Source organism: Mesorhizobium sp. M0830, from assembly GCF_040319965.1.
GTDB lineage: Bacteria > Pseudomonadota > Alphaproteobacteria > Rhizobiales > Rhizobiaceae > Mesorhizobium.
In genome coordinates this window covers 38916-52310 of the sequence record NZ_JAMYOR010000047.1, presented here as the reverse complement: position 1 = coordinate 52310, position 13395 = coordinate 38916, and the positions used below count along the sequence as shown (strand labels likewise).

Here is a 13395-nt window from a genome sequence, read left to right as displayed (position 1 = left end):
CGCGTGTCGCGCCTTCGGCACCGGACCAGACCGAGACCGAAAGCAGCATGATGTTACCCGCCGCGAAGCCCGCAACAGCGACGGCCCGGATGAGCTCCGAGAGCGTCTTGTCCTTTGCATCGATCTCGGCTTCGAACAGGTGAGCCTGATAACCTAGCCGCTCCAGCACGGTGACGAAGGGTGGAACCTCGTCCCCGCGCCATCGGATCGATACGCGCTTCGTTGACAGGTTGATGCGAGCGGCCTCGACGTGATCGAGTTTCCCCAGCGCCGTCTCTATGGTCTGGATGCAGGCGCCGCAGTGAACAGTCGGTACGGAAAGGTCGGTCTGACGAAGATCATCGCCAAGAGATCGGCTCGCCAGCTTGATTTCCTGGCCGGATGGCAGGACCGAGCTGGCGCCGACCAGATCCAGCGCCATTTCGGCGCCCGGCGCACAGCAGCTCATTTCAACGCTCCATGGGAAATCATGATCCTGCGCACGTCGCGATAAGGTTCCTTCAGGCCGGCATCGGCGTCGACTTCGACGATCCAGACACCATCCTTCGGCGTGTGCAGGGCGGCGAATTCCTGACCCGAGGCGAGGGCGAGCTTGATGGCCTCATCCTCCTTCTCGTAAGCGGGATGGCGAAACAGCACCCTGACGCGATGCAAGGGAACCGGCTTGCCGGCGGCGTCGGTGAGGCTGTAGCGGACTTCGCCCCATGCGATGGTCAGCTTGCCGGTCCAGCCGAGGGCTGCCTGCGCGCGTCCTTCCTCGGCCTTCCTGTTGAATTCCTGGCTGGCCACATAGGTGTTTTCGACGACCAGGCCGGTCCAGCTCGTGTTGGCAAGGGTCGCCATCGTCAGATTGACCGCGATGACCACCCCAAAAAAGGCAAGGATAGTCGCCAACATGTGCCTGCCGGTGAATTCGCGGGATTTTGGCGTGGTGGCGTTCATCTGGCGATCTCCGGCGCGTTGAAGGTGGCGGTGTATCCGTTCGACTCGAAACTCGCTTTGTCCTCGACCTGAAGAGTAAAGGTCTGCGCTTCGCCATGGATCTGCTCAGCAGGCAAGCGGACAAAGACCTTTAACATCTTGAGCCGGTCGGGTTCGACCTGGACCGCAAAAGAGCGACCGGCGGGGAGGTCGACACCGACGATGCTCATCTCTGCGCCTGGCAAGCCTGCTATGGTGACGATGACCGTTCTTGGTTCTGGGATCATGTTCAGCAGCTTGACGGTGTAGCCATTGCGGATGGAGCCGTCGGAGAGAGTCACGAATTGCGGATTGCGATCGTGCAGGACATTGATCTCGAGCCGGTCGCGCGTCAGCAGCGAATAGAGCAGGCCCAGGCCAATCAACGACCACATGGCCATGTACACGTAGGTGCGCGGGCGAAAGATCTTGCGGATATGGAAATGAGCCACCCTGTCTGAAAACAGGCCGTCATCCGTTCTGACCAGCGACGGATTGACTGAACCGGAGCCGCCCGCAGTCGCCAACATCATGTTGGCGTTGTAGTCGGAGAGGGTTGCGTAGGAGATCAACCCGCGCTCCTTGCCGAGCTTGTCCATGACGCCGTCGCAGGCGTCGATGCAGAGCGCGCAGGTGATGCATTCGAGCTGCTGGCCATCGCGAATGTCGATCCCCATCGGGCAGACAGCGACGCAGGCATTGCAGTCGACGCAATCGCGACGCCAGCCATGACCAGAAGGCCTGCCACATAGTAGAACTCCTGCGGCCATATCTCGATGAAGAAGAAGTAGAAACGCCTGTTGGCGACATCGAGCAGCACTGCCTGGTCAGGGGCAAACGGGCCACGGTGCCATCGCAGCCACGGCGTTAGATAATAGATGCCAAGCGTGACCGCCATCACCAGCCATTTGAACTGGCGAAAATTCCCGGTGGCCCGCTTCGGAAATATCTTCTTGCGTGCTGCATACATCGGCTGTCGCACTTTGGCGGAGTTGACCGGCGTGGGTTCGATACTTTCTATTTGCGTGTTATCAAGCACGAGAAGCTCCAGTCACCAGCGACGATTTCGCCGGAAGCCGACTCATCGGTTCTGGATGATGCCGAGGCCCGGCTTGCGCCGGGCCTCGTCGCTTGGCGGGAGGGGGAGGACGAGAATAGGCTTCTGCTCCTATTCTCCGCCGCCAAGCGAATGGATGTAGACCGCCAGTTCCTTGACCTTGGTCTCGCCGAGGCGCGCGCCCCAGGCCGGCATCACGCCCTGTTTCGGCGCGGTGACCTGGGCGGCGATGGCCGCTTCGCCTGACCCGTAGAGCCAGATGGCGTCGGTCAGATCTGGAGCGCCGAGTTCCTTGTTGCCTTTTGCATTGTCGCCGTGACAGGCCACGCAATTTTCGGCGAAGACCTTGGCGCCGGGCGCGACCAACGATTGATCGCCGACAGTGCCGGACAGGCTGGCAACGTAGGTGCTGACCTGTTTGATCTGATCGGCGGTGATGATGTCGCCAAAGGCCGGCATTTCCGACAGGCGCGTAGCCGGGTCGGAGGCGAAGCGGATGCCATGCGTGATTGTCTGCTGGATTTGGTCCACCTCGCCGCCCCACAGCCAGTCGTCATCGTTGAGGTTGGGGAAGCCCTTGGACCCCTGGGCGCCGGAACCGTGGCACTGCACGCAATTGACCTTGAACGCGGCGGCGCCGGCAGCGACGGCGAATTCGCGCAGCGTGTCATCCGCAGCAATCTCCGAAACACTTTTCGACTCTATTGCGGCGACATATTTGCCCTTTGCCGCTTCGGCCGCGGACAACTCGTTCTTGACTTCGTTGCGGCTGGAATAGCCAAGTACGCCCTTTGTCGCAGAGTGCAACAGCGGCCATGCCGGGTAGGCAATTGTGTAACCGATCGCCCAGACAATGGTGATGTAGAAGGTGATGACCCACCAGCGCGGGAGCGGATTGTTCAGCTCGCGAATGCCGTCCCACTCATGACCGGTCGTCGAGATGCCGGAAACCTCGTCAATGTGATCGCTGCTCATGATCAGTCCTCCTTCAGAGGAATTTGAGCTGCTTCGCCGGCTTGCCTGCGGCTGCCGGGGCGAAGTGCAAAGGCAACGGATCCGATGAAGAAAAGAGCCATGGCAAGCAGGCCCCAGCTGTCGGCAAACTCCCGCATGAAATTGTACGTCATCGCCATTGTCCTCAGCGGTAGCCGGCGGTCTCATCGTAGTTCTTGAAATCGACAAGCGTGCCGAGCATCTGGAGATAAGAAACCAGGGCGTCCATTTCGGTGACTTGCTGCGGATCACCGTCGAAATCGCCGATCCTGGCCTTGGGGTAGCGGGCCTCGAGGCCGGACGTGTCGGCATTGGGATCGGCCTGCGCCATCAAATCGGCATTGGCGTTAGCGACCATGTCGTCGGAGTAGGGGACGCCGACGCGCCTGTTGGCAACCAGATGCGTCGAGAAATCCTTCACCGCGATCGGCGTATCCTTCAGAAAGCCATAGCTCGGCATGATGGATTCCGGCACCACGGAACGAGGGTCCGTGAGGTGCTCGACATGCCAAAGATTTGAGTAGCGATCGCCAACCCGAGCGAGGTCCGGTCCGGTGCGCTTCGATCCCCACTGGAAGGGATGATCATACATCGACTCGGCCGCCAGGCTGTAATGCCCATAGCGCTCGACCTCGTCACGGAACGGGCGGATCATCTGGCTATGGCAGAGATAGCATCCCTCGCGCACATAGATGTTGCGCCCCACGAGTTCGAGCGGCGAGTAGGGCCGCATGCCTTCGACCTTCTCGATCGTGTTGTCGAGGTAGAAGAGCGGCGCGATCTCGACGATGCCGCCGATTGTCACGACCAGCAGCGACCCGAGGAGAAGAAGTGTAGCGTTCTTCTCGATGACCGCGTGTCTGTTCATCAACCTCATTTTCTGTCTCATCATCGCGCAAGCTGGAGGGCGGGAACGGAGCCGGGCATCGGATCCTCCTCGCGCTGGTATCCAAGGATGGTCATGGCGATATTCCAGGCCATGATCAGGGCGCCGGAGAGGTACATGGCTCCACCGATTGCGCGCATCACATAGTAGGGGTGCATGGCGGCGACCGTTTCGGCGAAGGAGTAGACCAGGAAGCCCTGCTCGTCGTATTCGCGCCACATCAGGCCCTGCATGATGCCCGACACCCACATGACCGAGGCGTAGACGACGATCCCGAGTGTCGCCAGCCAGAAGTGCCAGGTGACCAGCCGCAGCGAATAGAGACGGTTACGGTTCCAGAGCTTCGGCACCATGTAATAGAGCGCGCCGAACGAGATCATGCCGACCCAGCCGAGTGCGCCCGAATGGACGTGTCCGATTGTCCAGTCGGTATAATGCGACAGCGAGTTGACCGCCTTGATCGACATCATCGGACCTTCGAAGGTCGACATTCCGTAGAAGGCAATGGCCATCACCATCATGCGGATGATCGGATCGGTGCGGAGCTTGTCCCAGGCGCCCGACAGCGTCATCAGGCCATTGATCATGCCGCCCCATGACGGCATCCACAGCATGATCGAGAACACCATGCCGAGCGTCTGCGCCCAATCGGGCAAGGCGGTGTAGTGCAAATGATGGGGTCCAGCCCAGATGTAGAGGAAGATGATTGCCCAGAAATGGACGATCGACAGCCGGTAGGAATAGACCGGCCGGTTCGCCTGCTTGGGTACGAAATAATACATCATGCCGAGAAAGCCGGCGGTCAGAAAGAAGCCCACGGCGTTGTGGCCATACCACCATTGCGTCAGAGCGTCCTGGACCCCGGAGAAAGCCGAATAGCTCTTCGAGCCCAGGAAGGAGGCGGGCATGGAGAGGTTGTTGACCACATGCAGCATCGCGATGGTGACGATGAAGGACAGGTAGAACCAGTTGGCGACGTAGATGTGGGGTTCCTTGCGCTTCAGGATCGTGCCGAGGAACAGGATGAGATAGGCGACCCAGACAATGGTCAGCCAGATGTCCACATACCATTCCGGTTCCGCGTATTCGCGGCTCTCGGTGATGCCGAGCAGGTAGCCGGTCGCTGCCATGACGATGAACAGCTGATAGCCCCAGAACACGAACCAGCCGAGATCGCCGCCGAACAGCCGGGCGCGGCAGGTGCGTTGGACGACATAGAGAGACGTGCAAAGCAGCGCGTTGCCGCCGAAGGCGAAGACGACTCCCGACGTATGCAGTGGCCGCAAACGGCCAAAGTTGAACCAGGGCTGGATGTTGAGATCGGGATAGGCAAGCTGCAGCGCGATGACCACGCCGACAAGCATGCCGATGACACCCCAGAACATGGTGGCGATGGCGCCATAGCGGATTGGCCCGTCCATGTAAGCGGACGGGTCGATCGGCGCGGCAGGCTTGAACTCAGTGTTGCGCAACAGGATCGCAGTGAAGCCAGCCAAGGCGAAGAACAAGACCCACATATGCTGGCGAAAGGGTTCATCCACCCCAGCGCCAGCGGCCACCAAAGCCGCGAATGCGAACAGGCTTAGAAGCACGATTTCTTTGCCGAATTTCATCGCAAGCCCCGATTTCCAATTCCGGCGGATGCCAAACCGCGGTGCCTTATTGCGCAGCCGTCGCCTGCTCGCCCTGATCCATGTCAGAGCCGCACCATTTTGCTTCGAGCAGCATCGAGTTCGGTGCGATCAGACTGTGTCGAATATGGAAGTGCAGCACCGGCCGCCGGTTTATGGACAGGCCGGGCGTCCCCAGTTGGGGCCCGGGTATGGAGGCGATCGCGGGCGTGTGGGGAACGCGCACCTTCTGTGACGCTGGTAAGCAGGCCGATGCCTTACCGAACGTCGATTGTTTCAATGCCTTGGAACAGCCAGCGCCAGCGTTGCGCTGCCTTCGTTACATTTATGGTTTGGACGGCGATTTTCGCCTGCGTATGAGGCATATTGACTTCGGCCAAGTGTGGATGCTTCGCCGACGAGCCGAAACGCAACTGGCGTATACGATCGGATAAAGAACGGGCTGTCGCTACGCGATGTCTTCTGAGCCCAACGCGAGCATGCCCTGCCCCGAATGAAGTATGTGGCGTGGGCCATGCAGCTTCGTGTCATTCAAACGGCTATTGCGCCTCGGCCGCCGCAGCGCCGTTCCAGCCGGCTCATGCTGTCCACGGTGACGCGGCGGTTGTTCTCGATCCGAATCACGCCGTCCATTCTCAGGCTGGTCAGCTGACGGCTCACGGTCTCGTTTGTGATTCCAAGGAAATCAGAGATGTCGGCACGCGTCATCGGCAGCTCGAAGCACGCCGACCTAGCCGCCGGGTCAACATTGGAGTCGATGTTCCGGGCAATCATGAGGAGAAAGCTCGCCACCTTCTCTGGTGCGGTCTTGCGCCCCAGAGTCACCATCCATTCGCGGGCCTCGTCAAGTTCGTTCAGCGCCTGCTTGAGCAGGCGATGCACAAATTCGGGTGACTGCTTCATCATCCGTTCGATGGCCGCTCTCGGAAACGAGCATAGCGAGACAGCTGTTGCCGCTTCCGCATTGATCGCACTTTTCATCTTGAAGGGCCGTCCCAGAAAATCCGGCGCGAACTGGAGACCGACGATCTGCTGGCGGCCGTCCGAAAGGCTCTTCGTGAGCTTCACCACGCCTGAAAGCACGTTTGAATAACAGTCGACCGCCTCGGCGTCGCCGATCAGTTCGACCCCCGGCTCGATATTGTGCCGCGACGACGTCTTGGCGAGCTGAGCCAAATCGTCTGGCTCGAGCGCGCCACAGAAACCGCGGCGCCGTGCCTCGCAAGGCAGGCAAAGAACGGGAATGCCGGAACTGTGAATATCCTGCCGTAATGTCATTCGATCGCTCTACCGGTCCAGTGCGGGCAGGATAGCAATCCACGGTAGAAAAATCCTTGCGGCAGTTTGTCCGTGCTGAAGGTTGATCGAAATCAGGGCTTAGGCTCATCCAAGCATCCACAGTTCGGGCGACGCAAACACGGTGGACCACGACATGCGACAAAACCTAGCTGCCAGACTTGGCGAGAACGTCCCGCGCTATACCAGTTATCCGACTGCGCCCCATTTCCATGCGGGCGTCGATGCCGTCGTTTACCGAGGCTGGTTGGAGGCGCTCGAAGGTGGTGACGAGATATCGCTTTACCTGCATATTCCCTATTGCGACAGGCTCTGCTGGTTCTGCGCGTGCCATACCAAACAGACGCGCCACTACGAGCCGGTGGCCGCTTATCTGCGCTCGCTGTATGCGGAGATCGCCACGGTGGGCGGCCTTGTTACCGGCAAGGGCCGAGTTCGCGCGGTTCATTTCGGCGGCGGTTCCCCGACGATGCTGGAACCTGAGGATATAGTGGCGCTGGGAAGCGTCCTGCGCAACAGCTTCGAATTTCTTCCCGACGCCAAAATCAGCGTGGAAATCGAACCCAACGATATGGACGATGCCCGCCTCGACGCGCTTGCCGAAATCGGCATGACCCGCGCGAGCCTCGGCGTCCAGGATTTCGATCCGAAGGTGCAGAAGGCAATCAACCGCGAGCAGAGCTTTTTGCAGACCAAAGCGGTAGTCGACGGTGTTCGTTCGCGCGGCGTCGAATCGGTCAATCTAGACCTGCTCTACGGCTTGCCGCACCAGACGAGGGAGAGCGTCTCCTCCACCGTCGCGCAGGCGCTGACCTTGGAACCCGACAGGATAGCGCTTTTTGGCTACGCCCATGTGCCGTGGTTCAAGAAACATCAGACCATGATTGATGAGGCCTGGTTGCCAGGGCCGGAGGAGCGGTTTGCCCAATCACAACTGGCAGCCCACGCTATTCTTGACCGAGGATACGAAGCAATCGGGCTCGATCATTTCGCCAAACCGGGCGATGCGTTGGCAGTAGCGGCTCGCGCGGGGGCTTTGCATCGCAATTTCCAGGGCTATACAGAGGATCGCTGCGAGACATTGATCGGTCTCGGTCCGTCATCCATCAGTCAGTTTCGGCAGGGCTATGCGCAGAACATGCCTTCGACCAGCGAATATCGACGCATGGTTGATGACGGCGGGCTGGCCGCCGTCCGCGGTATCGCACTTTCCGACGACGACCGCGTTCGCGGCTGGATCATCGAGCGGCTGATGTGCGACTTCGCCTTCTCGGCCATCGATCTGGTGGAACGCTTCGGCGAAGCCGGCCAGAGGCTCCTCCTTCAGTCGAGTTCCATGGCCCTACACGATCCGGTTCGATTGCTTGAACTTGATGGCGACAGATTCGTTGTGCCGGCTGAAAGTCGCCCTTTCGTCCGAAGCATCGCGGCCAGGTTCGACAAATATTTCGAAACTGGAACGGCCAGGCACTCGGCGGCAGTCTGAGCACCGCAGAGGAACGGTCATGGCTCTCACTCGATCGTGAACCGATTGCGATCGTTTTCCACTGTTGACCGGCGACCGTCGGCCGAGACGGTTCGAAGCGGACCAGACGCGTCTTGGCATGGCGACGATATCGCCCGCTCATGCCCTGCCTGTCAGATCATGGTTGTCGGCGACAGCTCCCTTCGACCTTGCAAGGAGAATGCAAGGTGCCGTGCAAGCGGCTGACAACACTTGGGCCGGTGGCAGAAGTCCGCAAGCACCCCGGCAGCGCGGTCAACGTTGAACCACCCGTTCACCCGAATATGCCGGTGCAGTTCAGGTGGAAAGGGCCTGGCCTAGACGGCTCTCTTGTTACCCCAGAGCATAACGTGCAGCTGCGGTAGCACGCGGGCTTCGAACCATTTGTCGCGGGTCACGCTGTCAACCAGCCACTCCATGCGCTTCAATATTCCGTCAAGGTCGACGGGCGCGTCATCATTTGCCGGGTGTGGCGGCGTGTGATTGCCGGGTTGCAGATAGATCGGAAGTTGCGGAAATTGCGCAGCGGCGTCTTTCGCGTAGGCGTAGTCCCTTTCGTCGAAAACAATGAGCTTGAGCACGATTTGGGGCTTGCCTTGTGCCGCCTGGAGGCACGCCTCGACAGCGGCCCAATCTGTCGTCATTTGGCTTGACGGCGGCTTTGGGCTGAGGATCAGCACGTCAAGGTGCGCAAACCAGTCCCTGGCAAGCGAACCTTGGGTTTCCAGCGCAAAACGGTAACCGTCACCATGGCCTCGGTCGATGAGCGCGCCGAGCGGCTGGATGGCCGGATTGCCGCCTGACAGCGACACCATAAGCGGGCGGCCACCGGAAAGCGCAAGCACATTTTTCCACACCGCGCCGACGGACATCATCTCCCATTCATGGCGGAATTGATTGTCCACAGCATGCAGGCTGTCGCACCAGGAACAGCGAAAGTCACACCCGCCGGTTCTGACGAAGATCGTCGGCAAACCTATGAGCACGCCCTCGCCCTGGATCGTCGGCCCGAAAATCTCGCTAACGCGGATTGCGGGATGAGTATTGGTCATGGCCGGTATTCCGCCCAGGTTTTCGGCGTTTCGCTCACCCGCACGGCCGCGGTTTCGCTCAGGCGTGCCTTGCACCAGTCGTAGAAATGTCTGGCCAGATATTCCGCCGTGACTTGCTCGTGTCCCAGCACGTCGTTGAGATGTCGGTGGTCGAAGCTCTCGTCGATGTAGCGTTTGAATGGCGCCAAATCGTGGTAGTCGCGCACGAAGCCGTGATCGTCCAGTCCATCCGCTGAAAGCTCCACTTCGACGATGTAGTTATGTCCGTGCAGGCGCGCGCATTGGTGATCGGGTGGCAATGAGGTGAGCTGATGCGAGGCTGAGAAGTGGAATTCCTTGGTGATGCGGAACATTACGCGGTGGTCCTTCGCAGCGCTCCGAGCCAGAAGTCGGAGTCCTCGTACTCGGTTGGGTCCGGGTGCCCAGCGATGTGAAACGCCTCACGCCGCTCGACGCAGGTCCCGCACCTCCCGCAATGACGCTCGGCGCCCCTGTAACAGGACCAGGTCTGCGCAAACGGCGTGCCGTATGTGGCTCCATCCCTAACAATGTCCGCCTTCGTCAGGTTCACATAGGGTGCATAAAGGCGAATCTGCGCGTAGCCGTCGAGCGCGTGGTCCTGCATCATCTGGAAAGCATCGATGAAGGCCGGACGGCAATCGGGATAGACAATATGATCCCCACCATGCACGGCCGTCGCCACCGCGTCAGCGTCTTGTGCTGCGGCGAGGCCGAAGGCAATGGCCAACATGATGGCGTTCCGGTTGGGCACCACCGTTACCTTCATCGTATCTTCGGCATAGTGCCCGTCGGGCACGTCCACATTGTCGGTCAGCGCGGAGCCGGAAAGGCCGCCGCCGATCTCGTGGATATCGATGATTCGCTGCGGGACGCCCAGGCGCTCCGCGCAAAGGGTGGCGAAGCCCAATTCCTTCCTATGCCGTTGGCCGTAATCGAACGATAGCAGGCCGGTAAGCTGGTGCTCCGCTGCCACCTTGTGAGCAAGAGTAACGGAATCCAATCCGCCGGAGCAGACGACGAGAGTCTTCATCGTTGGGTCCTTGTTTTAACCGGGTAGGCTGCGACCGGAGATTTCTCTGCGCTCCAGTACTTCAGGAAAACCATTTTGTGAAGTGAACGGAGACCAGTTTCGTGCGCTTGCGTGCGGTGCGCAAAACGCCCTCGCGGTGAGCTGCAAGGACACGGACTGGTGAGACATCACGCTTCAGCGGAATGCTCAAGCGAACGCTGCTCGCGGACAAAGTTCTCGACGAGCAGAGCCTGGCGGTTCCGAGCGCCGAGGGACGCCACTGCAACGGTTGCAGGGTACAAGGAGCCCGGATGGCTTGCCGCAAAGATGACCGGCAAACCCTGAATAACCGGTGATGAGCCGACATCTGTGAACAAGCGGTGTGGTCGATTGCAATCACCCATGTCTTGCGCACAGGTACCTTATGTCAGTGGATGAACTGAACTTGATGGTTTTACAGATGGCAGTCGAAAGCGTCCGCTCGCTCTCGTTGAGCTTCGCTGAAAAAGCCGCCGAGATAGCCACCAGGAGCCGCGGCATCCTGCTTTTCGACGTGCGGGTCGACGGTGACGCGCAGGTCCAGCGGGTCGCAGCCATCCGATATCACGGCGGCCAATTCGGCGTGCTGGCGTTGGATGTACACGGCCTAGTTACCCACTATTGCATCGTTAACGGTATGTTCTCACATTACATTGCGTCCTTGGAGAGCTGGCACAGGATGCCCTTGTCAATGCAGGCCAAGATGGATGCCAACGGCAATGCCCGTCTCTTCGTAGCCGCGTTGCGGGATGCCGGACATATGCTGGGCACCTAGCATTGGGCGAGAATGCATCTGTGAATTTTGCATGTGCGTCACTGCGATGGCGCCGGCATGATCGTCATGCTCCAAAACGGCTGCGGCCCCCGCGAAGCGGTCGCCGCGATGATGGTGATCAACGGCGTTGCATCGATGCGAGCGTTTAGACAGAGGTCTCCTCCTGGCATCGAGCGCATGCAAGGAGCTACGCAAGCGCAACTGCATCAAGTATTTTGAAGGGACGACCTCATGCATGGAGCTTGCGCTGCATACGGGCGGCGCGAGCCGCGTTGCCATCCAGCAGAGAGGGTGCTTGCGGTACTCTCAATGACCCGAGATCGCAAATGGACGTGGGTAAGCACCAGAACTGGCACCACCCATGGTGGTCCGCTGGACTCGCTGGAGGAAGCACAAGGTGTCGGCGGGCAGAGCGCAGCGAGTGCCTACCTCGATCTTTCTAGAAGCGCGCCGGCAGCCTGGGCGGGGGGGCTTGGGGTTAGACTGCCGGCGCACGCCACTCACGAAGAGCGGCCCCTTTTCGTGGTTCGAACACCCATAGTCAACCCGGAAACGTCAGGATGCCCGCCATGTTATTTTCAGAGCGGCGCGATGCCGGCCATGTTGGCCGATTCAGCCTAGGAGTAGCCACTCTCGTAGGCCGAGTTGATGCTCAAGCGCCAGCATCGCCTCGCCGAACTACCAAGAGTTCGCCGTTACAATCCTTCGTCGCGAGCCGATGCCCTCGTGCACGTTTCGTAGCACTCCGGGCGGCTATATACCTTGTTGTTCGCGAGCCCTTGTGAAGGGTTCGGTCGTGTCCCATCAGGTGGTGTAGCTCGGCGGTTATGAAGCCGCTTGCGAGCGCGCCGTTAGTAGCGCTGTAGCGAGCGAGCGGCTATGCGGTGGTCATCGGCGCTTTCCGGTAGGGTTTGGTTGTTGACGCCAACCCATTTCGGAAGGACTACCGATGACCGACGACATGATGAACCTGCGCGCGCTCGTGGAGAAGACACCCGACGCCGATCTGTTGCGTGAGATGATCGGCTTTGCCGCCGAGCGTCTGATGGAGATGGAGGTGGGCGCCGCGACGGGTGCTGCCTATGGCGAGAAGAGCCCACTTCGGACGGCCCAGCGCAACGGCTACCGCGACCGGGACTGGGAGACTCGCGCCGGCACGGTCGAGCTGCGCATCCCGAAGCTGAGGAAGGGCTCCTACTTCCCGGGCTTCCTCGAACCGAGACGCATGGCCGAGAAGGCGCTGACCGCGGTGATCCAGGAAGCCTATATCCAGGGCATCTCGACACGCTCGGTCGACGACCGGGTCAAGGCGATGGGCATGAGCGGCATCTCCAAGAGCCAGGTCTCTCGGCTGTGCGAGGAGATCGACGGCAAGGTAAAGGCCTTCCTCGACCGGACGATCGAAGGCGACTGGCCATACCTGTGGATCGATGCGACCTACCTGAAGGTGCGCCGTGGCGGCCGCATCGTCTGCGTCGCCGTCATCATCGCCGTCGGCGTCAATGCGGACGGCCGGCGCGAGGTTCTGGGCATGGAGGTCGGCACGTCTGAGGCCGAGCCGATCTGGACGGAGTTCCTGCGCAAGCTGACCCGCCGTGGCCTGCGCGGCGTCAAGCTCGTCGTCTCCGATGCCCATGAAGGCATCAAGGCGGCCGTCACCAAGGTGCTGTGCGCGACATGGCAGAGGTGCCGCGTCCACTTCATGAGGAACGTGCTGGCCCATGCCGGCAAGAGCGGGCGCCGCGTCGTCTCCGCTTTCATCGCCACCGCCTTCGCCCAGGAAACGCCCGGGGCTGCAAGCACGCAATGGCGCGCCGTCGCCGACCAGATCCGGCCGAAGGTGCCGAAGCTGGCGACAATCATGGACGACGCCGAGCCCGATGTGCTTGCCTACATGACTTTCCCCAAGGAGCATCGCGCCAAGCTGCACTCGACCAACCCGATCGAGCGCCTCAACGGCGAGATCAAGCGGCGCACCGAGGTCGTCGGCATCTTCCCGAATGATGACGCCATCGTCCGCCTGGTTGGCGCGATCCTGCTCGAACAGAACGACGAATGGGCCGTGCAGCGCGCCAGATACATGACGCTGGAAACCATCAGCCAAATGAGCGATGATCCTCTGATCAGCCTGCCAGCCGTGGCACGCTGATCAGCCCGGCCCCATGCCGGAGA

Annotated in this window: 13 protein-coding genes and 1 pseudogene; 3 read left to right on the top strand and 11 right to left on the bottom strand. The window is 60.4% G+C overall.

Going from position 1 to position 13395, the window contains the following annotated elements:
• The 8 genes and pseudogenes from NKI20_RS24070 to NKI20_RS24035 form a co-directional block, all read right to left on the bottom strand.
• The coding region (locus NKI20_RS24070) for a cation transporter (protein WP_352834966.1) at window positions 1-448 on the bottom strand (448 nt) is incomplete at its 3' end.
• Window positions 445-942 carry a FixH family protein gene (locus tag NKI20_RS24065; RefSeq protein WP_352834963.1) on the bottom strand — a complete coding sequence of 166 codons (498 nt, stop codon included), beginning with the start codon at window positions 940-942 and terminating at the stop codon, window positions 445-447. The genes NKI20_RS24065 and NKI20_RS24070, both read right to left, overlap by 4 nt.
• Window positions 939-1999: pseudogene (locus NKI20_RS24060) on the bottom strand (FixG Ig-like domain-containing protein). Before NKI20_RS24060 ends, NKI20_RS24065 begins: the two are co-directional and overlap by 4 nt.
• A gap of 129 nt (window positions 2000-2128) precedes the next feature.
• Window positions 2129-2992: a cytochrome-c oxidase, cbb3-type subunit III gene (gene ccoP, locus NKI20_RS24055; RefSeq protein ID WP_352834960.1), complete on the bottom strand. Its 864-nt coding sequence runs from the start codon at window positions 2990-2992 to the stop codon at window positions 2129-2131.
• Window positions 2993-2994: 2 nt separating this feature from the next.
• A complete protein-coding gene (locus NKI20_RS24050; RefSeq protein WP_023766610.1) occupies window positions 2995-3144 on the bottom strand; it encodes a CcoQ/FixQ family Cbb3-type cytochrome c oxidase assembly chaperone in 150 nt (49 codons plus the stop codon).
• An 11-nt stretch (window positions 3145-3155) separates the two neighbouring features.
• A complete protein-coding gene (gene ccoO, locus NKI20_RS24045) occupies window positions 3156-3887 on the bottom strand; it encodes a cytochrome-c oxidase, cbb3-type subunit II (RefSeq protein ID WP_023735813.1) in 732 nt (243 codons plus the stop codon).
• An 11-nt stretch (window positions 3888-3898) separates the two neighbouring features.
• Window positions 3899-5509 carry a cytochrome-c oxidase, cbb3-type subunit I gene (ccoN, locus tag NKI20_RS24040; protein ID WP_352834956.1) on the bottom strand — a complete coding sequence of 537 codons (1611 nt, stop codon included), beginning with the start codon at window positions 5507-5509 and terminating at the stop codon, window positions 3899-3901.
• Between the two features lie 549 nt (window positions 5510-6058).
• Window positions 6059-6805, bottom strand: coding sequence for a Crp/Fnr family transcriptional regulator (locus NKI20_RS24035; protein ID WP_352834952.1), 747 nt, complete (start codon window positions 6803-6805; stop codon window positions 6059-6061).
• A gap of 154 nt (window positions 6806-6959) precedes the next feature.
• Between NKI20_RS24035 and hemN the strand changes: the two genes are divergently transcribed.
• The gene (gene hemN, locus NKI20_RS24030; protein WP_352834970.1) at window positions 6960-8309 is read left to right on the top strand and encodes an oxygen-independent coproporphyrinogen III oxidase; all 1350 of its coding nucleotides are present in this window, start codon (window positions 6960-6962) and stop codon (window positions 8307-8309) included.
• A 335-nt stretch (window positions 8310-8644) separates the two neighbouring features.
• Here the strand turns inward: hemN and queE are convergent, their stop codons facing one another.
• Genes queE through queC form a run of 3 tightly spaced genes read right to left on the bottom strand, consistent with a single transcriptional unit; the run spans window position 8645 to window position 10430 of the window.
• A complete protein-coding gene (queE, locus tag NKI20_RS24025; RefSeq protein WP_023735817.1) occupies window positions 8645-9379 on the bottom strand; it encodes a 7-carboxy-7-deazaguanine synthase QueE in 735 nt (244 codons plus the stop codon).
• On the bottom strand, window positions 9376-9732 hold the full coding sequence (gene queD / locus NKI20_RS24020) for a 6-carboxytetrahydropterin synthase QueD (protein WP_023673552.1): 357 nt from the start codon (window positions 9730-9732) through the stop codon (window positions 9376-9378). The genes queE and queD overlap by 4 nt, the downstream gene beginning before the upstream one ends.
• Window positions 9732-10430 (bottom strand): 7-cyano-7-deazaguanine synthase QueC, encoded by a 699-nt coding sequence (queC, locus tag NKI20_RS24015; protein WP_023809316.1) that lies wholly within the window; start codon window positions 10428-10430, stop codon window positions 9732-9734. The genes queD and queC overlap by 1 nt, the downstream gene beginning before the upstream one ends.
• Window positions 10431-10833: 403 nt before the next feature.
• On the opposite strand from queC, the gene NKI20_RS24010 reads away from it, so the two are divergent.
• Both NKI20_RS24010 and NKI20_RS24005 read left to right on the top strand, forming a co-directional pair.
• The gene (locus NKI20_RS24010) at window positions 10834-11223 is read left to right on the top strand and encodes a hypothetical protein (protein ID WP_352834948.1); all 390 of its coding nucleotides are present in this window, start codon (window positions 10834-10836) and stop codon (window positions 11221-11223) included.
• A gap of 949 nt (window positions 11224-12172) precedes the next feature.
• A complete protein-coding gene (locus tag NKI20_RS24005) occupies window positions 12173-13372 on the top strand; it encodes an IS256 family transposase (RefSeq protein ID WP_352834945.1) in 1200 nt (399 codons plus the stop codon).
• Window positions 13373-13395: the final 23 nt, after the last annotated feature.